Source organism: Ignavigranum ruoffiae, assembly GCF_900110675.1.
GTDB lineage: Bacteria > Bacillota > Bacilli > Lactobacillales > Aerococcaceae > Ignavigranum > Ignavigranum ruoffiae.
In genome coordinates this window covers 53,533-79,397 of record NZ_FOEN01000008.1, presented here as the reverse complement: position 1 = coordinate 79,397, position 25,865 = coordinate 53,533, and the positions used below count along the sequence as shown (strand labels likewise).

The 25,865-nt window shown below is 40.7% G+C and carries 28 protein-coding genes; all 28 read right to left on the bottom strand.

All coding sequences use genetic code 11. From position 1 onward, the window contains the following. Positions 1 to 38: 38 nt before the first annotated feature. Positions 39 to 1,433, bottom strand: a complete 1,395-nt coding sequence (gene sufB, locus BMX34_RS07240; protein ID WP_092572266.1) for a Fe-S cluster assembly protein SufB — start codon at positions 1,431 to 1,433, stop codon at positions 39 to 41. Further along, on the bottom strand, positions 1,430 to 1,897 hold the full coding sequence (gene sufU / locus BMX34_RS07235) for a Fe-S cluster assembly sulfur transfer protein SufU (RefSeq protein WP_092572264.1): 468 nt from the start codon (positions 1,895 to 1,897) through the stop codon (positions 1,430 to 1,432). The genes sufB and sufU overlap by 4 nt, the downstream gene beginning before the upstream one ends. Further along, positions 1,888 to 3,111 (bottom strand): aminotransferase class V-fold PLP-dependent enzyme, encoded by a 1,224-nt coding sequence (locus BMX34_RS07230; protein ID WP_092572262.1) that lies wholly within the window; start codon positions 3,109 to 3,111, stop codon positions 1,888 to 1,890. Before BMX34_RS07230 ends, sufU begins: the two co-directional genes overlap by 10 nt. Then, positions 3,108 to 4,364: a Fe-S cluster assembly protein SufD gene (gene sufD, locus BMX34_RS07225; protein ID WP_159428889.1), complete on the bottom strand. Its 1,257-nt coding sequence runs from the start codon at positions 4,362 to 4,364 to the stop codon at positions 3,108 to 3,110. Before sufD ends, BMX34_RS07230 begins: the two co-directional genes overlap by 4 nt. Before the next feature lie 32 nt (positions 4,365 to 4,396). Next, positions 4,397 to 5,167, bottom strand: coding sequence for a Fe-S cluster assembly ATPase SufC (gene sufC, locus BMX34_RS07220; RefSeq protein ID WP_092572258.1), 771 nt, complete (start codon positions 5,165 to 5,167; stop codon positions 4,397 to 4,399). Positions 5,168 to 5,302: 135 nt separating this feature from the next. Beyond that, positions 5,303 to 6,127, bottom strand: a complete 825-nt coding sequence (locus tag BMX34_RS07215; RefSeq protein ID WP_143440742.1) for a CPBP family intramembrane glutamic endopeptidase — start codon at positions 6,125 to 6,127, stop codon at positions 5,303 to 5,305. An 84-nt stretch (positions 6,128 to 6,211) separates the two neighbouring features. Next, a complete protein-coding gene (locus BMX34_RS07210) occupies positions 6,212 to 7,069 on the bottom strand; it encodes a MurR/RpiR family transcriptional regulator (protein ID WP_092572254.1) in 858 nt (285 codons plus the stop codon). Positions 7,070 to 7,317: 248 nt separating this feature from the next. After that, positions 7,318 to 8,811 (bottom strand): PTS transporter subunit EIIC, encoded by a 1,494-nt coding sequence (locus BMX34_RS07205; RefSeq protein WP_092572252.1) that lies wholly within the window; start codon positions 8,809 to 8,811, stop codon positions 7,318 to 7,320. Continuing rightward, on the bottom strand, positions 8,811 to 9,713 hold the full coding sequence (gene murQ / locus BMX34_RS07200) for an N-acetylmuramic acid 6-phosphate etherase (RefSeq protein ID WP_092572250.1): 903 nt from the start codon (positions 9,711 to 9,713) through the stop codon (positions 8,811 to 8,813). The genes BMX34_RS07205 and murQ overlap by 1 nt, the downstream gene beginning before the upstream one ends. After that, positions 9,703 to 10,782 carry a DUF871 domain-containing protein gene (locus BMX34_RS07195; protein WP_159428888.1) on the bottom strand — a complete coding sequence of 360 codons (1,080 nt, stop codon included), beginning with the start codon at positions 10,780 to 10,782 and terminating at the stop codon, positions 9,703 to 9,705. The genes murQ and BMX34_RS07195 overlap by 11 nt, the downstream gene beginning before the upstream one ends. Positions 10,783 to 11,118: 336 nt before the next feature. Next, positions 11,119 to 12,084, bottom strand: a complete 966-nt coding sequence (manA, locus tag BMX34_RS07190; protein WP_092572246.1) for a mannose-6-phosphate isomerase, class I — start codon at positions 12,082 to 12,084, stop codon at positions 11,119 to 11,121. A 2-nt stretch (positions 12,085 to 12,086) separates the two neighbouring features. After that, positions 12,087 to 12,455, bottom strand: a complete 369-nt coding sequence (locus BMX34_RS07185; RefSeq protein WP_092572244.1) for a DUF956 family protein — start codon at positions 12,453 to 12,455, stop codon at positions 12,087 to 12,089. Between the two features lie 251 nt (positions 12,456 to 12,706). Then, the gene (locus BMX34_RS07180; RefSeq protein ID WP_092572242.1) at positions 12,707 to 13,618 is read right to left on the bottom strand and encodes a PTS system mannose/fructose/sorbose family transporter subunit IID; all 912 of its coding nucleotides are present in this window, start codon (positions 13,616 to 13,618) and stop codon (positions 12,707 to 12,709) included. Between the two features lie 12 nt (positions 13,619 to 13,630). Beyond that, the gene (locus BMX34_RS07175) at positions 13,631 to 14,431 is read right to left on the bottom strand and encodes a PTS mannose/fructose/sorbose transporter subunit IIC (protein ID WP_092572240.1); all 801 of its coding nucleotides are present in this window, start codon (positions 14,429 to 14,431) and stop codon (positions 13,631 to 13,633) included. A gap of 14 nt (positions 14,432 to 14,445) precedes the next feature. Continuing rightward, positions 14,446 to 15,438 carry a mannose/fructose/sorbose PTS transporter subunit IIA gene (locus tag BMX34_RS07170; RefSeq protein WP_092572238.1) on the bottom strand — a complete coding sequence of 331 codons (993 nt, stop codon included), beginning with the start codon at positions 15,436 to 15,438 and terminating at the stop codon, positions 14,446 to 14,448. A 13-nt stretch (positions 15,439 to 15,451) separates the two neighbouring features. Next, on the bottom strand, positions 15,452 to 16,468 hold the full coding sequence (locus BMX34_RS07165; RefSeq protein WP_092572236.1) for a Gfo/Idh/MocA family protein: 1,017 nt from the start codon (positions 16,466 to 16,468) through the stop codon (positions 15,452 to 15,454). A gap of 339 nt (positions 16,469 to 16,807) precedes the next feature. After that, complete coding sequence (locus BMX34_RS07160; protein WP_159428887.1) at positions 16,808 to 17,248, bottom strand: PTS sugar transporter subunit IIA; 441 nt, start codon at positions 17,246 to 17,248, stop codon at positions 16,808 to 16,810. A gap of 78 nt (positions 17,249 to 17,326) precedes the next feature. Next, positions 17,327 to 18,259 carry a sugar-binding transcriptional regulator gene (locus BMX34_RS07155; protein WP_092572232.1) on the bottom strand — a complete coding sequence of 311 codons (933 nt, stop codon included), beginning with the start codon at positions 18,257 to 18,259 and terminating at the stop codon, positions 17,327 to 17,329. 1 nt (position 18,260) lies between these two features. Beyond that, positions 18,261 to 18,623, bottom strand: a complete 363-nt coding sequence (locus BMX34_RS07150; RefSeq protein ID WP_092572230.1) for a PTS glucitol/sorbitol transporter subunit IIA — start codon at positions 18,621 to 18,623, stop codon at positions 18,261 to 18,263. Between the two features lie 17 nt (positions 18,624 to 18,640). Continuing rightward, positions 18,641 to 19,009, bottom strand: a complete 369-nt coding sequence (locus tag BMX34_RS07145) for a transcriptional regulator GutM (protein ID WP_092572228.1) — start codon at positions 19,007 to 19,009, stop codon at positions 18,641 to 18,643. 54 nt (positions 19,010 to 19,063) lie between these two features. Continuing rightward, a complete protein-coding gene (locus tag BMX34_RS07140; protein ID WP_092572226.1) occupies positions 19,064 to 20,311 on the bottom strand; it encodes an NAD(P)H-dependent oxidoreductase in 1,248 nt (415 codons plus the stop codon). An 18-nt stretch (positions 20,312 to 20,329) separates the two neighbouring features. Next, positions 20,330 to 21,352 (bottom strand): PTS glucitol/sorbitol transporter subunit IIB, encoded by a 1,023-nt coding sequence (srlE, locus tag BMX34_RS07135; protein WP_092572224.1) that lies wholly within the window; start codon positions 21,350 to 21,352, stop codon positions 20,330 to 20,332. 1 nt (position 21,353) lies between these two features. Further along, entirely contained in the window at positions 21,354 to 21,893 is a 540-nt protein-coding gene (gene srlA, locus BMX34_RS07130; protein ID WP_092572222.1) for a PTS glucitol/sorbitol transporter subunit IIC, read from the bottom strand. 18 nt (positions 21,894 to 21,911) lie between these two features. Beyond that, positions 21,912 to 22,433 (bottom strand): YjbQ family protein, encoded by a 522-nt coding sequence (locus tag BMX34_RS07125; RefSeq protein WP_092572220.1) that lies wholly within the window; start codon positions 22,431 to 22,433, stop codon positions 21,912 to 21,914. Beyond that, positions 22,420 to 23,133: a triose-phosphate isomerase gene (locus tag BMX34_RS07120; RefSeq protein WP_092572218.1), complete on the bottom strand. Its 714-nt coding sequence runs from the start codon at positions 23,131 to 23,133 to the stop codon at positions 22,420 to 22,422. The genes BMX34_RS07125 and BMX34_RS07120 overlap by 14 nt, the downstream gene beginning before the upstream one ends. After that, positions 23,126 to 23,977, bottom strand: a complete 852-nt coding sequence (locus BMX34_RS07115) for a class II fructose-bisphosphate aldolase (protein WP_092572217.1) — start codon at positions 23,975 to 23,977, stop codon at positions 23,126 to 23,128. Before BMX34_RS07115 ends, BMX34_RS07120 begins: the two co-directional genes overlap by 8 nt. Before the next feature lie 263 nt (positions 23,978 to 24,240). After that, the gene (locus BMX34_RS07110) at positions 24,241 to 24,522 is read right to left on the bottom strand and encodes a PTS sugar transporter subunit IIB (RefSeq protein ID WP_092572215.1); all 282 of its coding nucleotides are present in this window, start codon (positions 24,520 to 24,522) and stop codon (positions 24,241 to 24,243) included. Beyond that, positions 24,522 to 25,862, bottom strand: a complete 1,341-nt coding sequence (locus tag BMX34_RS07105) for a PTS galactitol transporter subunit IIC (RefSeq protein WP_092572213.1) — start codon at positions 25,860 to 25,862, stop codon at positions 24,522 to 24,524. The genes BMX34_RS07110 and BMX34_RS07105 overlap by 1 nt, the downstream gene beginning before the upstream one ends. Between the last annotated feature and the right edge of the window lie 3 nt (positions 25,863 to 25,865).

Sequence of the window (25,865 nt, the reverse complement as noted above, 5' to 3'; positions counted from 1 at the left end):
AGGAACAGCTGATTAGCCATTCCTAGCATATTTAAGTTTTAGCCCACGCTGCCTTCCATTTCATAAGCTATTAGGCGATTTAATTCTACGGCATATTCCATCGGCATTTCTTTAGCGAATGGTTGGACAAAGCCCATGATGATCATTTCCGTCGCCTGGGCTTCGGTCAATCCGCGACTCATTAAATAGAATAATTGTTCTTGGGAAATCCGAGAGACCTTCGCCTCATGTTCCAAGACGACTTCAGAGTTTTCAATCTTATTAAAAGGAATGGTATCTGATTTGGACAATTCATCCATAATAATCGTATCACATTCAATATGGGACTTGGCATGTTTGGCTTCAGGACTGAAGTAGGTTCGGCCCATATAATCGACTTGCCCCCCATCTTTAGCAATCGACTTGGAAATAATTGTCGATGAAGTGTGGGGAGCCAGGTGAATCATCTGTGCCCCCGTATGTTGATGTTGGTCCTTGCCAGCAAAGGCAATCGATAAGACACTGCCTTTAGCATGAGGCCCCGCCAAGACACAGGATGGGTATTTCATCGTTTTATAGGCACCGATATTGCCATCGACCCATTCTAAGGTGCCACCTTCTTCAACTTTCCCACGTTTGGTTACTAAATTATAGACATTATCAGACCAGTTCTGAATCGTCGAATAGCGACAATACGCATCTTTCTTGACCACAATCTCCACCACAGCTGCATGTAGGTTGGCAGCCGAATAGGTTGGCGCGGTACACCCTTCAATATAATGGATGCTCGCCCCTTCATCGACAATAATCAAGGTGCGTTCGAATTGCCCAGAGGCTGCATTATTCATTCGGAAGTAAGTCTGTAAAGGAATATCCGTCTTAACCCCTTTGGGCACATAAATAAAGGTGCCACCCGACCAAACAGAAGCATTCAAGGCGGTTTGGAAAGAGTTATCACTCTCGACGACCGTGGCGAAATGCTCACGGAAGAGGTCTGGGTATTCCTTCAAAGCGGTATCCGTATCAGTAAAAATAATCCCTAAGCGTTCAAATTCATCTTTGACATGATTATAAACAGCTTGAGATTCATATTGAACTGAGGCTCCGGCCAAATAGGCCCTTTCGGCTTCAGGAATTCCTATTTTCTCAAAAGTTTCCTTAATCTCATCCGGTACTTCATCCCAGCTTCTCGCCGGCTTGTCGGTCGCCCTTTGATAATAAATAAAATCATCAAAATCTAGATCAGCCAGATCCACTCCCCAAGTTGGCAACTCAGCAGCACGAAACTGGCGATAAGCTTGTAAACGATAGTCTAACATCCACTGGGGTTCTTGCTTTTCTTGGGAAATAGTACGGATGACTGCTTCATTCAAGCCTTTTCCCGTTGAGAAGATAATTTCAGCATTATCTTTGAAGCCATATTTATAGTCACCAACAATTGGAACTTCACTCATATTGCTTCCCCACTTTCTTCATGATTTAAGCCTTTCTCCAAGGCCCGCCAGGCCAATACCGCACACTTATAACGGGCTGGAAATTGTTTAATATTCTCTAATAAGACCGCTTCTTTGAGCTGATTCTTAACCTGTTCTTCATCCAACTGACTTTGGCTTTGACCACCGATTAAGGCATTGAATGCTTCGACCAAGTCCTTAGCCTGATTAATAGTCAGGCCTTTCATGGCTTGGGTCATCATTGAAGCGGAAGCCATCGAAATCGCACAACCATAGCCGGAAAAGGCAACCTCTTGAATGACTGAATCTTCTACCCGACATTCAACCACAATCGCATCGCCACAAGTTGGATTTAAGAGCTCCATGTGATGGGTAGGCTGGTCCAACTTACCTTGATTTCGCGGATGTTGATAGTGATCCATAATGACTGTTTGATAGAGACTCGATAAATGTTCTAAGCCCATGCGAAGAAATCCCTCACTTTCTCTGTGACCGCTAGGAAACGATCAACCTCTGCTGGTGTATTGTATAAGCCCAGACTAGCTCGGACTGTCGCTTGACAATTTAGTTCCCGCATCAAAGGCTGACAACAATGATGACCTGCTCGGACAGCTATCCCCTCTAAATCATAAGCGGTGGCCACGTCATGAGGATGAATGCCTTGAAGATTAAAGGAGATAATCCCTTGTTGAGCTAGTTCAGCATTTTGGTAGAGTTCGATGCCATCCATTGCGCGCATTCCTTGATAAAGAGTCTGCCCAAGATTGGCTTGGCTTTGTTGAATAGCAGGATAAGACACTTGGTTGATATAATCGATGGCGGCCGCAAAGCCGACAACTTGAGCAATCGGCATGGTCCCGGCTTCATACTTCCAAGGACTCTCTTTGAAATCAGAATGATAATCGCCCACATGATGGATCATCTCGCCCCCATAGAATAAAGGTGGCGTAGTTTCGTGATGTTCTTTAGCCAGATAACAAGCCCCAATACCAGTAGGGCCATACATCTTATGGGCGCCCCAACAATAGCCATCCACAGCCAAATCTTTAACATTAACTGGAAGATGAGGTACAGCTTGAGCCCCATCCACGATAACTAAAATTCCATATTGCTTGGCCCAGCCAGCAAGATCTTTAATTGGTTGAACGACACCGAGCACATTGGACATCTGTTGAATCACAATCGCTTTTATCCCTTGAGGGTCTAGTTTGTTTAAGGCGTTCAAATCAACTTGCCAGTTATCTGTCTGTAAAGGAAGAAATTCTATCTGAGCTTGTCGCCGCTCACAAAGGGCTTGAAGTGGAACCAAAGCTGAATGGTGCTCTAGCTTGGTGGTTAATATCCGATCACCCGAATTTACAACAGGCTCGATTAAACTTCGAATTACGAAATTTAAACCTTCCGTTGTCCCTCGATTAAAGATAATTTCCTCCGCTTGAGCACCGATAAAATCAGCCACCTTTTGTCGCCCTTGTTCATATAAATCGGTGGCTCGTTGAGCCAGGGTATGAACACCACGATGAATGTTGGCATTATCCCTTTGATAATAGTCTACCATGGCTTGGATAACAGACTGCGGTTTCTGGGTTGTGGCAGCATTATCGAAATAAATCAAGGGGGCTTGATTCACATGTTGGTCCAGAATCGGAAAATCTTTGCGCACTTGATTTAGCTTCATGACATCACCTGATAACTTGATAATTTATGGTCTAAACTTTCTAGTAATTGCTTCCTTAAATCTGTATCTTCAATATTGGCAAAGACTTGACCAAGAAAACCGCGAATCACTAAATATTCTGCTTGTCGACGGTTCAACCCTCGACTCATTAAATAGTAAAGTTGTTCAGCATCCACGCGCCCGATACTAGCGGCATGGCCGGCTTGAACTTCATATTCGTCAATCAACAATATCGGATTAGCATCACCTTTAGCTTGGTCTGATAGCATCATTATCCGACTTTCTTGTTGGGAGTCGGCTTGTTTGGCCGCTTTAATAATATGACCAATCCCATTAAAAGTTACCGTCGAGGCCTCTAAAGCCACCCCATGTTGGATAATATTACCGATGGTATGGGGAGCTTGATTAATAATCTTGGCATTAATCCCTTGTCTTTGCTGACCGTCACCGACCGTAATACTGGCGAGTTGACATTGACTCCCCGTCCCCTTTAATTCAGCTTGTAAGTCTAAGACCGAATCGCCATCATTCATGGCAGCAGCGTTGACTTGAATCCTTGCATCGCGGTCGGTCTTTAAGTAACGACGGATATAATTCGAGCTTTCTTTACCTAAACGGTCAAAGATCACGTAGTCTAGCTGGGCACCTTGACCGACAATCAATTCAGCCATGATGGTGGCCGAATTATTTTCTTGGCCGATGCTTTCAGTGCGTTCAATCAGGGTCAACTGACTTTCCTGTCCCAATATCACTAATAGCCTTTGATTGAAAGGGAAATCCGCTTGGTTGTCTTGTAACCAAGTTAATTCAATCGGTTGGTCAATCACTTGGTAATCAGGTACGTAGACAAAGATACCTCCGTCCAACTGATTGAGATTATAGGCTGCGACTTTATCCTCTTGAGGATCAATCAAAGAAAAGAGGTGTGGTTGAACTAAATCCGGATATTTTTCTAAGGCTTCGAAGAGATCCATAACGATTAAACCTTGGTCGTGGGCCACTTGATTCATGCTTTCCAATAGGCTTCCTTGAGCGGTCTGAACCATTTGAGCAGCAAAACGCTCCTCAACAATCGCTGCTTCTGGAGCGTAAGTCAAGGTAGTCTCTGGTCTTTCTTGATCAATCGGTTGATAATTAAACCAATCTTGATAAGGAATTTGTTGGAGGAATTTGCTGTCAAGGTTCAGCCAAGAATTTGTCATTTGATAAGTTTGGTAAAACCAATCAGGCAAAGACCGATATTGATAATTCATAAAGTGATATTCCTCTGTGGTCATGCTGTCACCTACGCTTTCTCATCGAGATTAATACCCAAGGATTGGGCCAGACCATGATAACCTTCGGCTTCTAATCGTTTAGCCAATTCTGCATCTCCTGACTGGACAATGCGTCCGTCCATCATAATGTGTACATAATCAGGCACAATATAATTCAAAAGTCGTTGATAGTGGGTAATCATCAAGGCCGCAAAATCTGAACCCCGCATTGCATTAACCCCTTTAGCTACATATTGTAAGGCGTCAATATCCAAGCCTGAATCAATTTCATCCAACAAAGCAATCTTAGGTTTTAGCATCATCATTTGTAAGATTTCATTGCGTTTCTTCTCGCCCCCAGAGAAGCCTTCATTGACAAATCGGTCGGCCATCGATTCAGGCATGTTTAACAGGTTCATGTTTTGATCTAATTCTTGAATAAATTCCATGATATCGATGTTTTCGCCCTCTGGCAGACGAGCATTCATAGCGGTATGGAGGAAGTTAGAATTACTTACGCCTGAGATTTCAGAAGGATATTGAACGGCTAGGAAGAGACCCGCACGCGCTCGTTCATCGACCTCCATGGCTAGTAAGTCCTCCCCATCTAAATACACACTTCCTTGAGTAATCTGATAAGCCGGGTTGCCCATTAAAGCAGCGGCTAAGGTCGATTTCCCCGTCCCATTGGGCCCCATAATGGCATGTATTTCACCACTTTGAATAGTAAGGTTAACCCCTTTTAATATTTCTTTATCTTCTATAGATACATGCAAATCCTTGATTTCTAAGACTGACATGATATCCACCCCCTTGATCCAATTTGTTCTAATCTTAACACTTTCAATCTAGTCATTCAACGCACAGGCCAACGCCCTAAACGGTTCCACAACAAAAAATCCACCAGACCCAAAGGTCGAGTGGACAACATCTATTTATTTTATCGAATGATTTAACATCGTCGATGGATTACTATGGTAGCTCGCTGCTTGATACCAAGTCCAAAGAATATAAATGGCTGGCACAATAGCCAAGTAACTCAGATTGTTAATCATAGGTCCGACAACATCATACCAATCATCTGGCAAGGTCGATAACAAATTATTTAACACATGAATGATCATCGGATATAATAAGTCACCACTATAGTAGCGGGCTGTGGCAAACACGATCCCCGCGAAAAAAGTATAGCCAATCTGAACAGGTTGGCGATGCCACAAGGCAAAAAGCAGTGCCGACACTAAAATCGATAGATAAGGTCGCTTAAAGGCTTGTAGATAATCATAGATAATGCCTCGGAATAATAATTCTTCCACCACGGGTCCTAGGATTATCACCGATAAGAAGACCCAGAGATAAGAATCTTGGACAGTAAAATCCCAGGATTGATCGAACTCCTCTAAAGTTTGGGGAAATTGATAACCTGAAGTTAAAAGCCAATCAACCAGGCTAAACCAAAGAGAAGCCAGACCACCTATGGCCAAGCCTAAGATGGGAATCTGCCAAAGATGCTGGTAAGTAAAATTAATCGGCTCGGTCTTTTCTCTCCAAGGCATCTTGTCATAGTAAAAGCCATAAATTAGTAAGAGAGCTAAGCAAACCAAACTATCTAGCAAGGCATATTCCATTTGCTCAAGCACTTGGCCCGGCGCCAATAAATAGACTAAATCATAAAAGATATCATAAGATAGGGCCCAGAGTAAGATCATCAAAATGAGATAGGCTTTGTTGTAATAACTAAATTTCCTTGGGGAGAGCACATTACCACCTCAATATTCAGAAAAATTTTATCTTATTGTAGCATGACTTTTACTTAAAGAGAACCTCGGGTCCTCAAAGCTTCATCATTGGCGATAAATTTCTTTTAATTGGTCGGTTCCTTCTTTGGTAGTCATTAATAAATCAATATTGTCTTCATAATTTAATGTTAAATAACTGTAATAAATTAGCCCCACTAAGTATAAATGATTAATCAGCGACAAGGTTGAGCCACTTCTTAGAAGAACCTGGTCCGTCTTGACCGTCTTCAGCTTAAAGTCAGCCAATTCTGCCAGCGGATTGAGGCTATCTTCAGTAATTGACACGGTAATAAAACCTAATTCCTTAGCTAAACGCATTAAATGACAAACTTCTAGGGTAGTTCCAGAGGCAGACACACCGATTAAAATACTAGCACCTTGCTGTAAAGACATCATCGCTACCATCTCATGTTGATCCATCGAACAGACCACATGTTTGCCTAGCCGGGTAAATTTCTGTTGAATATCCTTGCCCACAATATGTGACGCCCCTACGCCATAGACAAAGATGATCGAAGCTGACTGTATTTTGCTTACTAAGTCTTGAATCTCTTCTTCATTAATTAAAGACTCGCTCTGACTTAAGAAATGAGCTAAATTGAGCGTTAATTTATGTTTAATGTCAGCAATACTTTCGCCAGGATTAATATCCGTCAATTCTAAAGCATCTTCTTTACCCAATTGGTTGGATAATTGTAACTTTAAATCGGTAAAACCAGCACAATGCAGAGACTTTGCTAAGCGTACGACTGCCGAAGAGCTAGCTCCACAAGCCTGGCCCAAATCTTTTGAACTCATTTGAAGGACCTGTTGAGGGTAATGGAGAATATAATCCGCGACTTTCTGCTCAGCTGAGGTAAATTGATGCCGGTGATCCCGAATATATAATAATAAATTAGCCATCTTACACCTCTTCACCTATATTCTAACATCTTAAAATAAGACTATCCCAAATCTTATCATTAGGAAAGGTGTTTTCAATCATGTGAGTCTCACTTGCTTAGCTCGGCGCCTGATTGCGTCAAATTCTTAGCAAGCATTGATGACACACGAAGCTTCGCTTTCCTTAAGATTTGGGATAGGTTATTGATCGATAGATACCATCATCAACTCAATAAATATGGCTCATCACCAGAATGATAATGGTCTTCCTATAAATTATTTAACATCTCATTCACATCCAGATTACTTGAGCTACCATGAAGTTCAGTAGCTAGGGTTGCTTCATGTGGGACACCAAATAGATAAGTTAAGACAAATCCACCTGCATAAGCGGCTAATAAGCCAAAGACATAACCTAACCAACGACCATTAGCAATCAATGGAATCAAAGCGACCCCACTTGGACCAATGGCAGTAGCGCCGATATTTCCAAGGGCACCGATGACGGCTCCACCGACCCCGCCACCTAAACAGGCGGTAATAAATGGCCGACCTAAAGGCAGCGTAACTGCATAAATCAGCGGTTCACCAATTCCTAGAATACCCACGGGCAAGGCCCCTTTAATCATAGAAGCTAATTGTTGATTTTTACGTGCTTTGATCCATAGGGCAATGGCTGCTCCGACTTGACCCGCTCCAGCCATGGCTAGAATTGGCAAGAGGTTGGTCGCCCCCGTAGAACTAATCATTTCAATATGAACTGGCGTTAAGATTTGATGTAAGCCAAACATAACTAATGGTAAGAAGGTTGCTCCGAGGATAAATCCGGCAACAGCTCCACCAACTTCTAAGACTTTATTGACCGTTCCAACTAAACTGGTTGAAATCACACCCGCTAAAGGCATAATCAGGAAGATGGTAATTAAACCGGTAATCAATAAGGCAATGGTAGGAGTCACAATAATGTCTAAGGAATTCGGAATTACTTTGCGTAACCATTTCTCAACAATTGAGAGGAGGTAGACCGCAAAGATGACCCCAATAATCCCTCCTTGACCCGGTGATAGAGGTTGGCCAGAGAAAATATTCATCAGTGGAGCTTCAGGAGCCATACCCGTTAAGTAAATAACCCCAGCGACAACCCCTCCGAGTCCTTCAGTAGCCCCGAAGACTTTGGCTGCGTTAATCCCCACATAAATATTAAGATAAGCAAACAAACCAGATTGAATAATCTTTAAGACCAACAATATTTGGCCCCAATTTTCGGCACTGATATTTCCGGAAGTAATTAAGTTTTGAATAATCGAAGCAATCCCGCCAATAATCCCGGCACCGACAAAGGCTGGAATTAATGGAACGAAGATGCTGGCAATAATCCGAGTAAAGCGTTTAAAACCATTGTCTTTCTGCTTAGCCTTGAAATCAGCCTTATTGCTAGCAGCTCTTTGACTAACATCGTTGCTTTGGGTTAATTCTGGATCTAAATTCTCTTGAATCTGTTCAGTATGACTCACTCCTCGTAAATCATTGAGGGCAGTCGCTACTTTCGTAGAGGCACCTGGACCGACAATAATCTGTAAGTTATTGCCATCTTCAACCACACCTAGAACTCCATCAATCGCTTTTAAAGCCTCTACATCTACCTGACTAGGATCATTGAGGTCAATTCGAACACGGGTCATACAATTGTAGACCTTGCTGGTATTGGTCAAGCCACCAATGCGTTCGGCGATTTGATCCGCCATCATCTTTTCTTTAGACATTATTTTTCCTCCTTATCAATGGCTTTTCTGACGAAACCATTTGCTTGCTTTAACTTTGCTTGGGCTTCTTCTTTACTAGAATCGGTTAATACCATAATAATTGCGGTCTTCACATGTTGGTCGGCTGCCTGTAAATAGTGGCTCGCCGTTTGATAATCAACTTCAGTTGCTTGCATAATAATCCGTTTGGCCCGTTCAACCAATTTCTGATTGGTCGGTTGAACATCAATCATTAAATTCTGATAGGCCTTACCAATGCCAATCATCGAAGTAGTAGAGATCATATTCAAGACTAACTTCTGTGCCGTTCCTGCCTTAAGCCGAGTTGAACCAGTCAAGACTTCGGGTCCCACTTGGACTTCGATGGCCGTCTGACTATACTGACTAATTTCAGCATCAGGGTTGCAGGCTAAGGAACCCCGATAGGCTCCCACTTCCGCAGCATACTTCAACCCGCCAATGACATAGGGTGTTCGGCCACTAGCAGCAATGCCAACGACGGTATCCTTCTCACTCAATTCAATTGCTTGTAAATCTGCCCTTCCTAACTCTTGAGAATCTTCTGCACCTTCCACGGCTTTGGTCATGGCTTGCTGACCTCCAGCGATTAAACCAATAACCATGTCTGCGGATACACCAAAGGTTGGTACACATTCAGCAGCATCTAAAACCCCCAAACGTCCACTCGTACCCGCACCAAAATAAATTAATCGCCCCCCTTGCTTAAAACTATTAATGACTGCATCAATCAATTGGGCAATCTTTCCTAACTGCCCGGCTATCGCCTGCGCCACTTTGGCATCCTCTCGATTCATCTGCTGAATAATCTGTAGACTGGTCATCTGATCCAAATTTAGTGTGGCTTGATTCCGTGATTCAGTGGCTAAATGTTCAAGATTCATAGCATCCTCCTCCAATCCATTGAATTTCAAAAGCTTGTCCCGGCTCAATCCAATCTAAGACCGCACAATCATCCGGATGAATATAACCCAGAACATTGACTTTCGCATCTGCGGGCAAGTCTCGACGAACGATCTGCACTTCTCCCTGATAACGCTGATAACGACGGTTATCGACCGTCACAGCGCCCCGGGGTCGATCAATGGTATGTTGCGGTTCAATCTCAATCCCTTGATAAAAATGACGAGCTTCTTGACTCCGTATTGCATATGCCCCCGGATCTTGCCGATTATGCTGACGACCTGGCCAGTCCATATTGGCATCACCGCCAAGTTTTTGCCCCCGTAATAGAATGGTCTGATCTTTGAAATAATGTTGAAATTGGCTCAGACTAAAATCAGTCAAGCCTGGATCAGCCACGTATATCTTATCCAAATAGTAACCTTGGACTAATTCTAGAAAGGCAGCGAAAGGATTGAGCGGACGGTGACTTTCTAATGTTGGCAATCCTTGGTGGAGTGGTCCCCGATGATTTAAATTACCAGGGACAAAGGCCATGACCTTTAGACCGGCTGCTTTAAGAAAGTCATTCTTCTGCCGGAAATACTCGGTTGATAGACCTGTTTCAGGACGAGGGTAGTAATTATGCCAGGCCTCCATCTGCTGAAAGTTTGCCCCCGCCTCTTTCAGACTAATCAAATTTTGTTCCGTTAAGGTTGAAGCATTAAGAGCTACTTCCATCTGTTGAGATAGCTGAGCTATCGTCACTTCATCAATGCCATAGTCTGGCCGGATACAGGAAATCCCTAAACGCTTTAACTGAGCAACATCTAGAATATTTAGGCCTAATTTTTCTAAAGCTTGTCCGGAGACATCCACAGCCAAACTTAAGTGATATCGCTGACACTGCTGGCCAATTTTTTGGAGTAAATCAAGATATTGACTCGCATCTTCTTCAGGAATATGAAGGGAAGTAAAAACCCCCTGGAAACCTAATTTAGCAAGCTTGGCTAGATATTGCAGATTATAATCTTGTTGATTCCGATTCAAATAAACTGAACAACCAAGCATCCATCCACCCCTTCCCATGAAAACGTTATCTTAATTCTTATTATAACAGTTTGAAATAATATTTCAATATTTCCCATATATTTTGTTATTCATGAAATTTTATTTCAAAACAAACGATAAAAATACGAACCCGACATCGCAAAAAGTTCCTAAAAGTTGAGACTCTTTGCATCTAACTCTAGACTATCCGAGGCTTTGAACCCTAAGCTTGTTCAACATGCTAGGGCTAAGCTGATAGTTTAGAATGGGTCGGATTCGTATTCTTCAATACTATTTGAAATGGTATTCTTGCTGGTCGACTTTGAATGTATTGAGCAAGAAGACCAGGAAAATTGGTCAAGATTGAGCCTTTTTACCAGGGGTAGAAACTATTAATTCCATTTGCCCTTGTAAAGTAACTTCTGGCACATCATAGGCTAAGGCAAAGGCCATACCAGCTCGAAGTGGGTAAGTTTGACCAGCAACGCTAATCTCACCTTGACCTTGGATGACAGTAATCAATTGATAATTACCCGCCACTGGAATAGTCAAAGAACCCTCCACTCGCCACTTCGTCACTGAGAAGTATTCATTAGCTAGATATTGAATGATCTGGCCACCTGGCAAATTTTCTTTCTTAATATTTAAAGGCCAATCCTGATGAGGGAACTGGGTAACATCAATGGCTGAATCGAGATGCAATTCTCTTAATTGACCGTCCTGGTCTTTGCGATCATAATCATAGACACGATAGGTCGTATCCGATGATTGCTGGGTTTCTAGAATTAAAGTTCCCTTGCCAATGGCATGAATCGTTCCATGGGGAACATAGAAGAAATCGCCAGCTTTGACCGGGATGCGACGTAAAAGCTGATCCCATTGGCCTGCTTCTACCATAGCTTTAAATTCTTCCGCACTTTGAGCATGATGACCTAAAATTAATTCGGCTTCCGGCTCGGCCGCAATAATATACCAACATTCCGTCTTTCCTAATTCATGAGGACCTTCCATTTGCCGTGCATAGTTATCATCGGGATGAACTTGAACGGACAGGTCTTGATGAGCATCCAAGATTTTAATTAACAAAGGAAAGACTGCTTCCACCTGACCACCAAAGAATTCCGGTTGCTGATGATAGAATTGGTCTAAGCCCATCCCTGCTACTGATCCATTCGTGATTGTTGAGACCCCATGAGGATGACCTGAAATCACCCAAGCTTCACCCACATGATCACTGGGTAAATCTAAGTTAAAGACCTCAGCCAGTTGTTGGCCACCCCAGATTTTCTCACGTAAATATGCTTTTAAAAATATGATATCCATCTTTACTGCTCCTTCTTCCATAAATTCTTCAAGGAAAGGACTGGCTTATGTTTGACAAGTTGTTCGGGTGCCAGATAAGCGGACATGGCTTTTAGGCTTTTGCCAGCTTCCTTGACAATAAAATTAAAACTGCCATTTTGATAAGTATCAATAAAGAAACCGCGAATAAACTTGTCTTTGAAATAAACTTGGGCCCGCACGCGTTCAATCTCAGTCCAAGGAATTTGGATAAAATCTTCTGGATTCCGGTAATTATAGAATTCAAAAGCACGGTCACCAATCAGGATATCCCCATGTTTGCTACCAATTCCGCCATTCATCGAATTGGCCCGAGTGTGAAAATCAACCCGTGTGTTCAATGACTCCGCCAAGATCGCCACCTCCTCATTCTGCTTATAATAGTATCAGAATTTAGACCAATTTTCAGCCGTGTCTGGCCAAAAAACGTCCAAAAAAAATCCGACCCAGGTCGAATAAAGAAATTCACTCAGTGGCTAGGCGTCCACTTGATTGAATCCTGCTTCGCTTTGAGTCGAATGTAGAAGGCTATTCATCATTGATCATGAATTGTAATTGAATCACTCATATTAAATATTAGCCAATGATGCACAAGTTATAAATCTTAGAAAATACCTACTGCGTGGCCCACGATACCTAAGGCAAATAAACCAAAGATAATTAAGATTGGGTTGACTTTACGTTTTAATAGCCACATACATACGAAGGTAAGTACCAGGGCCGCAAAACCTGGAATCAATTGATTCAAGTTATCTTGTAAAGTCGTCACTTTCTCTGGTGTTAGTGACACACCTGAAGCGAGTTCACCCAGAATGCGTTGCAATTCGGGTCCATTGACGCTGCCTTCAGGGAATTTAACATAAGCCCCTTCGGCTAATTTAACTCGAGAAATAACCATAGGGAAGTTAATTGAGGTCCAGCGTTGCACGAGGATTCCCATAACGAACATCCCAAGAATGGAAGCCCCTTTGGTAATCGTTTGTAATAAACCACCTGATAAGTCAGAAGTAATCTCAGAACCTTGACGGTATCCTAATTCTTGGGTATACCAGAGGAATGAAATCCGGATTAAGTTCCAAGCGATAAAGAAGAAAAGCGGTGCAATAATAGAACCCCCGGTAGCCAATGAAGCTGCAATCGCTCCTAAAATTGGTCGAACCGTGAACCAGAAGACTGGGTCACCAATCCCGGCAAGTGGTCCCATCATGCCGACCTTCACCCCTTGAATCGCTGCATCATCGATTGGTGCGCCATTGGCTCGTTCTTCTTCTAAGGCTAAAGTGACCCCAAGAATGGGTGCCGCCACATAAGGGTGAGTGTTAAAGAATTCCAAGTGACGTTGTAAGGCCGCTTTGGATTCTTCTTGTCCTGGATATAATTTCTTCAGAGCAGGAATTAATGAATAGACCCAGCCCCCATTTTGCATCCGTTCATAGTTCCAAGAACCTTGAAGAAGCTGAGAACGCCACATTACTTTACGTCGTTCAGATTTAGTTAAGCTTATCTTTTCAGTCATATCGCTACCCCCTTAATAGTCATTCAAGATGTCGCCAAGCGGGTCACCGGAACCGCCATTGCCGCCACCCTTGTTTTTAGATAAGTTGAGATAAATAATTGCCAAGCATAAGCCGATAATCCCGGTCGCGATTAAAGTCAATTCGTTTAATGGAGCTAGGGCGAAACCAAGGAAGAAGAATGGCCATACTTCTCGTGTCGCCATTAAATTAATTACCATGGCATACCCTACTGCCACGACAAAGCCGCCACCGATGGTCATTCCAGAAGTAAACCATTCAGGCAATGAACCTAAAGCTGCTTGCACGGTACTTGAAGGAATGAACAGCAAGAGACCAGCCGGAATAGCAATCCGAAGCCCTTGACATGCTAGCGCTACATAGTGCCACATTTCTACACCACGATAACTTCCACGTTCAGCCGCCGCATCTGCTTGGTGAACAATTACAACAGATAGGGTACGGACAATCATGGTTAGAACCAAACCTACAGTAGCTAGGGTAATCGCTGCCGCAATCGCAATGTTACGACCATTGTCAGAAAAGTCACCTGATTTAATAAAGATAATAGCTGAGGCTACTGACGCTAAAGCTGCATCCGGTGCAATCGCTGCCCCAACGTTGGCCCAACCCATGGCTAATAATTGAAGGGCGCCTCCTAGAACAACCCCTTCACTGACATGACCGGTTGCTAGTCCGATTAGGGAACAAGCAACAATCGGTTGATGGAATTGAAATTGGTCCAGGACCCCTTCCATACCAGCCAGAAAAGCTACAATCAGAATTAAGATAACTGAAATAAAATTAAAATCCATAAGATCCCTCCTCTTTATACTCTAAGCCCACTACTGGCTTTGGATTGGATTAATTTGAATAAATCTCCGGCATGGTCTGACGGAACTTTACGGACATCAAACTTCACACCTAAATCTCGCATCTTCTTATAAGTATCTACATCGGCTTGGTCCATCGACAAGGAAGTGTTCAATTGAACTTTACCGGCTGAATGGGCCATAGATCCTACATTGACTTCTTTTAATTCGACCCCTTTTTCAATAACACTCAAAGCGTCTTGTGGATTCTCAAATAATAGGAGAGCCCGAGTCAAACCAAACCGTGAATCCTTAGACACTTGAACTAATTTATCTAAAGGAATCACATGAGCATGGACCCCAGTTGGCGCTGCTTGTTCTATTAGCTTCTTACGTAATTCATCCTTAGCCACTGTATCAGAAACAACGATAATCCGATCTGGCTTAGTTTCTCGACTCCAACTGGTTGCTACTTGACCATGCAAGAGGCGTGAATCAATTCGAGCTAAGACAAATTTAATCTTGCCGTCACCCAGAACAGTTCCCTCAGGAATCGTTCCTTGCGGAACCACAGGACCGACATTCGCTACTTCTGCTGGAGCCGCTTCCGCTTGCAAGCTCTCAGGACGAACTTTAACCCCTTCAATCGCTGGCGGGCAAATAGCCTCAGCGACTTCATGGGCTGTGTTCTTAGATAAGCGATTGGCGTATGCTTCAATTAACATTGGCAAACTTAACCCGGCCACAATCGCCCGATGGTCTGGGTCTTCCTCATATAATAAATTGGCTTGATTAAATGGACTGCCACCCCATAAATCAACCAAGAATAAGATTTCGTCACTAGCCACTGTTTCAATAGCCTGACGTAATTTGGCTTGTAGATCTTCTGGCCCTTCGTTGGGCATGAAGGTCACTGTCGCTAGATTTTCTTGTTGACCGAAAATCATTTCAGCCGATTGTTTAATTCCAGCGGCAAATTCACCATGACTGGCAATAATAATTCCAACCATCTCTTAACCTCCTTTAATGACTTCTTTTAATAAATTCGATATCAGCAACTTCCCTTAAATCTTGCATCACTCGAGTCACTTGTTGACTGAGTTTCTCTAAATCCTGATAAGCGTAATCGGTTTCAGCGCCTTGCAAGATATCGGCAAAATACTTGGCCTCATCATACATCGGTTGTAATTCTGGATATTGATAAGATTGCACACAGACATTCTGGCGAGTGACCACATCGATGCGATCCATTTCAGAAATATAAGGAATCACAATCGTTTCATCGCCAATATAAATTTCACTCGGTTTCGTCGAATGTACTGCCTTAGAAATAAAAATAGTAACTTGGAACGTATCATAGGTAAAAATAATTGTCCCCATTAAATCGACCCCATTCGGGCCTTTTACTGGCTGATAATCCACCTGATCCGGCATGCCAAATAAGTCTACTGCCACATATATTGGGTAGACACCGATATCCATCAAGGTTCCTGTGGCAAATTCTAAATTAAAAATGTTTGGCAAATTGCCCTGATGTTCAATCGCGTCGACATAAGCGTCATACTTGGACGAGTATTGACCAATATTCAAGGCCGCTCCCAAGAAGGGTTGGTCTAATTCGACTAATTTTTGAGCGAGTAATGATTTTAATAACTTATAATTACGATTCTGAATATGACGAATTGCTTCAAATAAATACAAATCCTTCTCACGAGCTAAGTCATGAGCATCTTGCCACTCATTTAAATTGGCAAATTGAGGTTTCTCGACAATAACATGCTTTTCATGCTTAAGTGCTTCAATCGCATGGCCATAATGAAGGGCATTGGGACTGGCGATGTAAATAATATCTACATCATCTTGATACAGATCGGCTAAATCATCAACGGCCTTCCCTTGCTTATATTTATCAACAACGGCTTGAGCCTTGTCTAGGGTTCGAGAATAAACTTTACTCAGTTGATAAGATCCTTCGGCGATACACGCTTCTATAAATTGCTCGGTAATCCACGAAGTTCCAATCGTTGCTAACTTAATCATCTCTCACACCTCCTTTCTATAATTCCCTATCAAGATTACAATGATATACTTGTCTAGTCAAGCTTTAATCTGAGAACACAATGAGAATCTAGGGACGCTTTCATTATTATTCCAAAGGATATAAAGATTCTGGCAAAAACACAAAAACGAATCAGCGTGAACACGCGACCGAGTACCAAGGACTAGCTTTACTAGACATCTTCTGCTGAGCCAGTTTATCCATCATCGTCATGGCAACAAGGCTAGTTGGGACTATATGGGTCTTGCATGTCACACTAATTCGTATTCTAATTTGAATGCTATGGATATTTGAATGTAGATTTTGGAAAGGGAATTTGATTAAAGAATGGACTTAATATCTTGACTGTTTAATAATTTTTCTAAACTAGCTGGATCTTCGATTAATTTAGTGATTTCTTTTAATGATTCTAATTGATTCACGGCCTTCTTCAATCCTAAGACAAAGATTAATTTTACTGGAATATCTTTTTCTGGATCATCGATTAACTTAAAGGAAACAGGTTGACTTGGACGAATCAACCCGATAAATTCTTCTTCAATATGTTCTGGGTCGGTATGAGAAATTGCGATTCCCGTATCATTAACTAAAATACCGGTAGGAAATTCACGTTCACGTTCAACTAAGCTAGGCCCAAAGCTATCCTTAACTAGGCCAAGCGTCTGAGCCTTGTCGCCCATAAATTGGAAGGCTGCTTCATCACTCGCAATTGCTTCTTCAAGAAAAATTAGATCATCACGCAAAAATTCTTTGATTTTCATTAAATCCATCCTCTCTTATGAAAACATTCTAAGATACACTAATCATACCCAAAAGAAAGGATGAAGGCAATGGAAGAGTCAGATAAGTTCTTCAGCCACTTTATCTATTAAAATAATTCCATTCAAAAGTTTCGTTTCTAAAGCTGTTCGCACTGCTTCGGTCTTAAAAGGTTTATCCACAATCGTGACTCTCAATGGAATATTCTTTAATTTTGTTAAGTTCATCCCTATTACATTATTATTGTGTGCATGATTTATTTCTTTTCCATTTATATCAAAAAAACGAGAATTTATATCCCCCACAACATTTAATTCCTTCATGATTTCATGTTCGTTTTTAGATATATAGCCAATTCTTCTCATTGTACTTCGAGAATCTACTGTTGAAATTCCTAGTAAAGCTACATCCACTGAGCTCATGCTATTTATAATATTTTTCACGACAGGATTTGAAATTAATTGTTGCTTAATAGTCTCGTTTTCCATTAAGGCAGGTGCATATAAATAGGTAGGTGTCGCTCTCATTTTTTGAGCTAGTTTATACGAAAGTTGGTTAGAGTGTAAATCAACATTATCAGCACTCATTCCACCAATCAGAGGTACAATTGTAGATTCTTTTGAATTAATAAAAGGGAAATAGTCCACCATTCTTTTTAAGGTATTTCCCCACGATATACCTATATTTTTTCCATAAAGTTTTTTTGACAACTCAATAGCAGAACGCTGAGCTACCCTTTTTTCAATTTCTTCATCTGATAAGTCAAAAGTATCTACCACATATGCAAACTCCAAATGATACTTATTAATTAATTTTCTTTCTAAATTAATAGTATAAGCCAACTCACTTTTAATGAAGATTTCAACGATTCCACGTTCTTTAGCCTCAATTAATAATTTTGAAATTAATGATCTAGAAACATTAAATTTCCTAGCTATCTCCGCTTGAGTAAGACCTTCTTGGTAATACATTAATGAAATCTCAACTAAATCTCTCTCTTCAACTGGGTTCATTTTAATCCTCAAAAACTATTTTGTCGCCAATATTAAATTTTGGAAGTTCCGTTGGGGAGACGCTAATTGCTCCTGGCAATATCTCATCTTCCTTATTTTCATTAAAATATATTGAAACATGTCCTAATTCGTAAAAATTTTCGTTAGCCACATCTCCAACGAAGTTAATCTGATATTTTTTATCATTAATAATGATTTTCCCACCAACTTTGAGTAAATTTTTATTTGGTTTTACTTCCATATCATGCATGACCGAAATTTCTTTTAATTCAGGCGTAGCTTTAGGTCCAAATAAAATAATCAGGTTCTGAGATTTAAATTCTTCAACCATCTCACCTATATTAACAATTTCTGTTTGATACATAAAAGACCTCCCATACTCTACTCTGGTATTCTCTCAATAATTTTTGTTAATACATCTTTGATTTTGTTATTTAAAGACACCTCATTTAAAGTACTCTGGTATAATTCTAACCCAATAATCTCTGGAATTTGAACAAATTTAGAGAACCAAAATTTTCCGTGAAACTTGTAAGCATCTATAACAATTCTATGTTCATCCATAACGATTACAACTATCAAGCGATTGAATTTATTTGAAGACATTTCAGTATATAGATAGTTTTCTCTACCACTATACTTTTTTGCTATGTCCTTGACAAATTTTTCATAATATTTTATTTGATATATACTCAAAAGAGTTTGCAAAAACATCATAAACAATACAATAATTATTATTGGCTTAACCACAGTATCCTCCAAAAAAAGCTCTCGAAAAATATCAAGAGCTTTATTTCATGATATTTATCCTAGCATCTGATCTTGTAATTTACGTAATTTATAAACTACTGTATCTTGATCTAGCTCCACATCGTCACTTGTAAGAAATTCATCTTTTGAAATATCACGCTTAGCAACGCAATTTCCTACTAATAAACCAATTGGAATATGATTTTTTCCGACAGTTTCTTCATGCTTCTCAATAATACCCCGTACACAATAACCTCCAATACCATCAATAACTTCACCTTTTTTAATATCTTTCTTGGTGAAAGCGACAGTATCAGAAACTGGTTTACCTAAAGGTACAATAGCATGATCTTTTTCTAAAATTGCTTTGGCAATCGTTCGAGGTGTTTCTAGACTTGCCAAATGGAAAGGTCGATAAAGAATATGATGATTTTTTTCTCCTTTTTTCATCAAATAATTTAGTTCATTTTTAACAAATTCATTTTGCCCTTCAACTATAACAAATACACCAGGAGCCAATCCATCAACATACTCTACTACACCAAAATTATTTAGGATTCCACCTTCAGATTCAATATTTAATCTTTCTACTGTCTCTTCAAGATTCGCAGAAATCCCGTGCATTCCTGTAATATCTGGGACAAATCCAATAGCATTTGAAAGAAGGTTCATTTCTGCCATTGTTTTTGTTCCATCTTGAAAAGATGCCAACATATGTGGATTCATGTGTTTTTGGTTAGCTTCCTCTTTTGCACTATCCGGATTTGCATACTCTTTTAATTTATTATTTTTTCCTTTACCTGCTACAAGTACTTTCATTCCCATTGATTTTGCAAACTCATACAATTCTACGATAGCCGCCGGCTCATCACCATCTGACCCTGTATATACCAACCCAGAAGAATTAAATAATTTGTGCATTAATGGTCCCACAGTAATGTCAATTTCAACATTTAATAGTACAAGGTGCTTGTGAGCTATTAGTGCTTGCATTGCTACTTGAGCACCGACTTCTGTCACCCCGGTAGCTTCAACTACAACCTCTACCTCTGAATTATTTATTACTTCCTTAAAATCTGAGGTGATTAATATATCTAGTTTCTCTTTAGCCGATGAATTATATGCATCGGCAGCCTCTTGAGCAGCATCTGTATTAATGTCGCTAATTGCCGAAACTATCATGCCAGGAATGGTTGAAATTTGAGCAATCATGCCTCGTCCCATTTGCCCAGCACCTATAACACCAACCTTAATAGGATTATTTTCTTCTTCTCTTTTCAAGAGTTTTTGATATAAAGTCATGGTTTCCTCCTACTATTTTTAATACATTCCAATACTAAAAATCCACCCAATGAGTACAGATAAAGCGCCCGTCAGCACTCTACTATATAAAATAGCTGGTACTCCAACTTCAACTGTTTCAGGATCAGCTTCTCCTAATGATAAACCAACAGGAATAAAGTCCATACCAACTTGTGCGTTAATCCCAAACAAAGCAGGTAGAGCATAAGTAACCGGAATAGTTCCCGCTGCTATTTGTGTACCTATCAATACTCCGATAACCTGAGCAATAACTGCACCAGGACCTAAAATCGGTGATAAGAAAGGAATACTACATATAAAAGCTAATACGATAAAACCAATAATAGAATGAGAAAGGGGTAATAAAAGATTCGCGATCCAATCTCCAATACCTGTATAATTTATTATCCCGATAATCATACTAAGAAAAGCCATAAAAGGTATAACATTTCTCATGATAATATCTACTGAATCCCGCCCAGCTTGATATAAGGTACCCATTGTACTTCCGATTCCTCTTGAAAAGCTAACCAAGATATTTGATTTTTTATCACTTTTTTCATTTGTCTGGGTATGATTATTGGAGTGGTTTTCTTTGTCATTTTCATTATTTTCTATATCTTCTTCCATCACAGGAATTTCCTTAGACCCAAATTGAGGGGACTCTCCCATTAATGAAATATTTTCGACTTTTACACCGCTTACAAAATTGTCTTCCGTAATATGTTTAGCTAAAGGTCCAGAAGGAGAAGAAGATAATACATCTATAGTTAGAATTCCTTTCATTGGATAAACACCAATTCTAGCTGTACCGCCGCAATCAATCACTGCTGCAGCAATTTCTTCATCTGGAACAGAATTATTAAAGCCATCTACAGCTATACCACCAGTTTTTTCTGCAATCGCCTTTGCTACCGGATGTATCCCACCCCCGGTAATTGAAACTATCTTATTCTTTTTTTCTGTAGGAAAAATTTCCAAGCCTTTTCCCCAACCATTATTACCACGATTTACAAAGACTTTATTGTATTTACTAGCCATCCTAATTCCCCCCTTCTGCTGAATTCAGTCGTCTTTTTTGCATCGTAAGGGTTATTTTTTCAGTAATGATACCTCTAATTAAAATAACAACGACACCTGCCAAAAAATATCTAACAGCCAAAGGCCCTTGAGAGTATCCGGCTTTTATAACACCATTCGCAATTCCTAAATAGACAAATAATTCTCCACCATTCGCATAAGGAAATAATCCCGTAACTGGGTGAACAAAACTTACTGCTGAATCATAGAAAGCAGGTTTTTGATATTCTGGTAAAAACCTTCCAAAAGTATAGGCCATTGGGTTTGTCAATAAAAGCACTGAAAGAACAGGCATAACTGAATATCTTAGAATAATATTTTTTGATGAAAAACGAATAGCCTTGTTTACTCTTTCTTCACCAATTAAAGCAATTAATGCATTCGTAAAAGTTAACAACACAATTAACAGAGGAATTATTCCAGAAATAAAGCCTTTAAACACCTCAGCACCTGCTTCAAACAGGCCAATGAAATTTACCCCTAACCACTCAATAAATTCCATACTCATCTCCTCCTTTAATTATTCACCGATTACTATGATTTTACATTGTCGTGTCCGTTCGCGTGTTGTATCAAAATCCGCAAAATAAATATAGCCAGTAGTTCCAACGCCTAAGCGATTATTGCTGACATCAAAGCTTTGACTAGAACCAATCAAAGTAGCTTTTAAATGAGCGTCGCCATTCCACAACGCTTTCCGATCCCCGTTGGGCAGATACTTGTCGGCATCGGGCCAAGACTCTACCGCTTGGTAGTGAGCCTCTCCGGGATAATGATAGGTCTCTGTCGAATCATGGGCTGGAATTAGCTTGGCTAAGACTTCATTTAAATCAGCTTGTAAGAATTCATCTCCTTTCTCATCGATATCATGGGAATATTCTTCAAAAAATACGGAACAGGTCGTATGAGGAGTGATCACGGTTACCATGCCTTCTTGAATTTCACTCTCTTGAATGACTGTTTGAACCTGGGTGGTAATATCTACATAGGTCGTTTTATCGGCTTGAGTGTCAATCTTGAGGGTCTTTTTATATAGCTTCATTCGAATCCTCCTTTGTCTGATAGGCCTGATAGGCCGCTTCGACCATTTCTTTCAACATTTGTTCAGGGTTATCGGCTTTGACAATGCCACTGGTACAGCCCGTCCCATCGGCCCCTAAACGAATCGTCTCAAACACATCTTGGGCACTTGAAATTCCAGCTGCTTGCATCACAAGAATCTCGGGATCAATCGAATGGATCGCTTGATTCGTCTGTTGGATATAATCAGCTCCGCTGGTTTTCCCGGTACCAATCAATTCTGTCGGTTCACATAAGATAATATCGGGATGTAACATCGCGATCGCTTCGGCTTCTTTTAAGGAATCCGCGCAGACAATGGTCACTAAGTCGAGGGCATGGGCACGGTCAATGGCTTGAGTAAGTTCTGAGAGACTCAAAGGATGTTCGGCATGGTTTAAGAAGCTAGCTTGCACTCCCACTTCTTTCAAACTATCTGCTAAGACAGAACCCATACCCCGCCCGGGTTCAATTCCGTCCAGATGTTGAGCGCAGATCTTAGCCTTGTCAGTTAGTTGGCTCATTTGATACAGGTGGGCATAGGGTCCGGTGACAAAGATGGTCATCTCATACTGTTGGGCAAGGTCTTCAGCCAGCTGGGTTAAATCCAAAAGTTCTTGACCATACAAATAGGACTTGGGATTGAAGATAAAGAACGGTAAGGTAATTTTAGGCTTAGGCATCGTATTCCTCCTTTAGCGCTTGGGTTTCAAAGACATCATAATAATGTTTGAGGACCTGAGCCATGGCATGGTTAGCCACCGATTTGAGAGCGATATAATCTTGGGGCACTTGAGTTTGGATTGCTTGATAAGCAGCGTGAATGAAATCAGAATAAATATTGATTTTACTGATCCCTTGGCGGGCACACCGCTTTAAGTTTTCGTCACCAGTCGATGATCCACCATGTAAAACTAAAGGAATCTCAGTCATGGCATAAATTTCTTGAAGTCGCTCGAAATTCAATTTCGGCTCTCCTTTATAAAGACCATGAGCGGTGCCAATGGAGACAGCCAGTGAATCCACCCCCGTTTGTTGAATAAATTCAATCACATCATCAACTTCAGTATCAATAGAATCGGTCACTTGGCTCGCTTCGGAGATATCATTGGCACCGACATGACCCAATTCAGCTTCGACAGACACACCGTGTGCATGAGCCAAAGCGACCACTTCTTTGGTTTTCGCTATATTGACTTCAAAAGAGTCCATTGAAGCATCGATCATGACCGAGGAGAAACCTAATTCAATCGCTTGACCGATAAAGTTGATGTCCTCGCCATGATCCAAATGGAGTACGACCGGAACGGAGACTTGGTCGGCCATTAAGTTACCAATCGCCGCCGCTTCTTCCAAAGACAGAATATGGCGGTGCGACTGAGCATAGGCCAGAATTAAAGGTAATCCCCTTGCTTCTGCGGTAGCGACGAAAGTTCGCGCTGAATCCAAATCAATAAAATTGGTAGCTGGCACCGAAAAATGTTGACGGCGAGCTTGATACAATAATTGCTTCGCAGTAATTTTCATAAAAACCTCCTGTCATATGTGATTAGAATTGTCATTTGACACATATATTGTATAGCAATCGCTTTCAAATTGCAATATCATTAAATTTTAGTGATTACTTTCACAAATATTTAATTTTAATATATTCCTTTGTGATTGATAAGCGAAATTTTTTATTAATTATATAGTTATTATCAAGGCGGAAATGATATCCAAAAAATAGGCATAATTTTCTTTGAGAAAATTATGCCTAAATTCACTAATTATTTTACTTTGTTAATCGTTTAACTTAACTTCTCTTCTAATTGTTTGAAGACAACGTCACTACCAACGCCCGTCAATAAAGGAACGCCATTAATAACTTTGTCTTTGATTTTATCTGGTACGACAGTGGTTGAAATCACGGCATCATATTCGTCAACATGACTTACTTCAGCCGCTACTTTAGATTGGTAAATTTTAGCATCTTTATCCATTTTTTTATTTTTTAGCCATTCTTCGACTTTTTTGGTAACGACGGTTGACGTCGCAATTCCTGAACCACACATGATTAATATTTTCTTCATTATTCTTCTCCTTCAACTAATTTAGGTTTTCTAACCTTATTAACATAATATAGGGCTGCTAGAATAATTACAAAGATTATTGTTAGGAAAATCCATGGCAGATTATCTGCAGCGGTCACAAAAAGCCAAGTTGGCCACAAGCCACCCTCTACTAAGGCTGTAATACTGCTGTTGCCACCCATTTCAAAGTTCGCAGCTTGGGCAGCTGCCGTTACCAGTGGGGCTACCCACGAAGTAATATATAGAATGGATCCCATATAGAAAGTACCGGCAATAACCGTCCGAATAATATTTCCGCGGAAGACGGGTGCCATGAGGCAGACGGCGTAAGGGATGGTGGCCAAATCACCAAAAGGAATGGTCTTATTGCCAGGTAGAATAAAGGCTAAAAGAATGGTTATGGGCACCAAGATTAATGAACTCGATAAGACAGCTGGATGGCCTACGGCAAGGGCTGAGTCCATACCGATATTTAACTCACGACCTGGGAAACGTTTATGAACAAATTCATTGGCTGCTTCTGAGATGGGGGTTAAACCTTCCATTAACAAGGCCACCATTCTTGGGAGAAGCACCATTACGGCGGCTAAGGCAATCCCTAATTTCAAGGTAGCGCCTAAATCATAACCTGCGAACAGACCAATCACAATCCCGATGATCAAGCCCATTACTGTTGTTTCACCAAAAATACCAAACTTATCCTGAATGGTCTCAGGATCAGCTTCTACTTTATTAAAGCCAGGTATCCGATCGAATAACCAGTTAAAGGGTAGAGCAATCAAAAATCCCGGAGCAGAAGTTCCATGCGGAAAAGTAATATTAGGGAAACCATAAAAATCATTAATAATAGGGGCTATAATATCGGCCAATAAATACATTAAACATAAATAAATAATCATCCCATAAATACTTAGCATAAAATTATTGCTCAAGGCATAAATTAATGACGCCACAAAGGCAGCATGCCAGAAGTTCCATAAGTCGACCATCAAGGTTTGCGTAATCCCAAAGAATAATAGTAATAAGTTGACACCAATTCCGATCGGAATCGCTAGACTACCCAATAAAGTACCATAAGAAATGGCTGAAGCAGCTGGCCAACCCACATCGATGGTATTTAAATTCAAGCCGAATCGTTCAACCATTTGTTGGGCAGCTGGACCTAAATTATCCCCTAATAGACCTGTTACCAAATTCAAGCCAATAAATCCAATCCCCACCGTTACCCCAGCTAAAAATGCTTTCTTGGCAGGGGTTCCTAAGGCCAAACCAAAGATAAAGATAATAATCGGTAGAACGATTGAAGGACCTAAATCAATAAAACTTTGAATATAATCCATTTG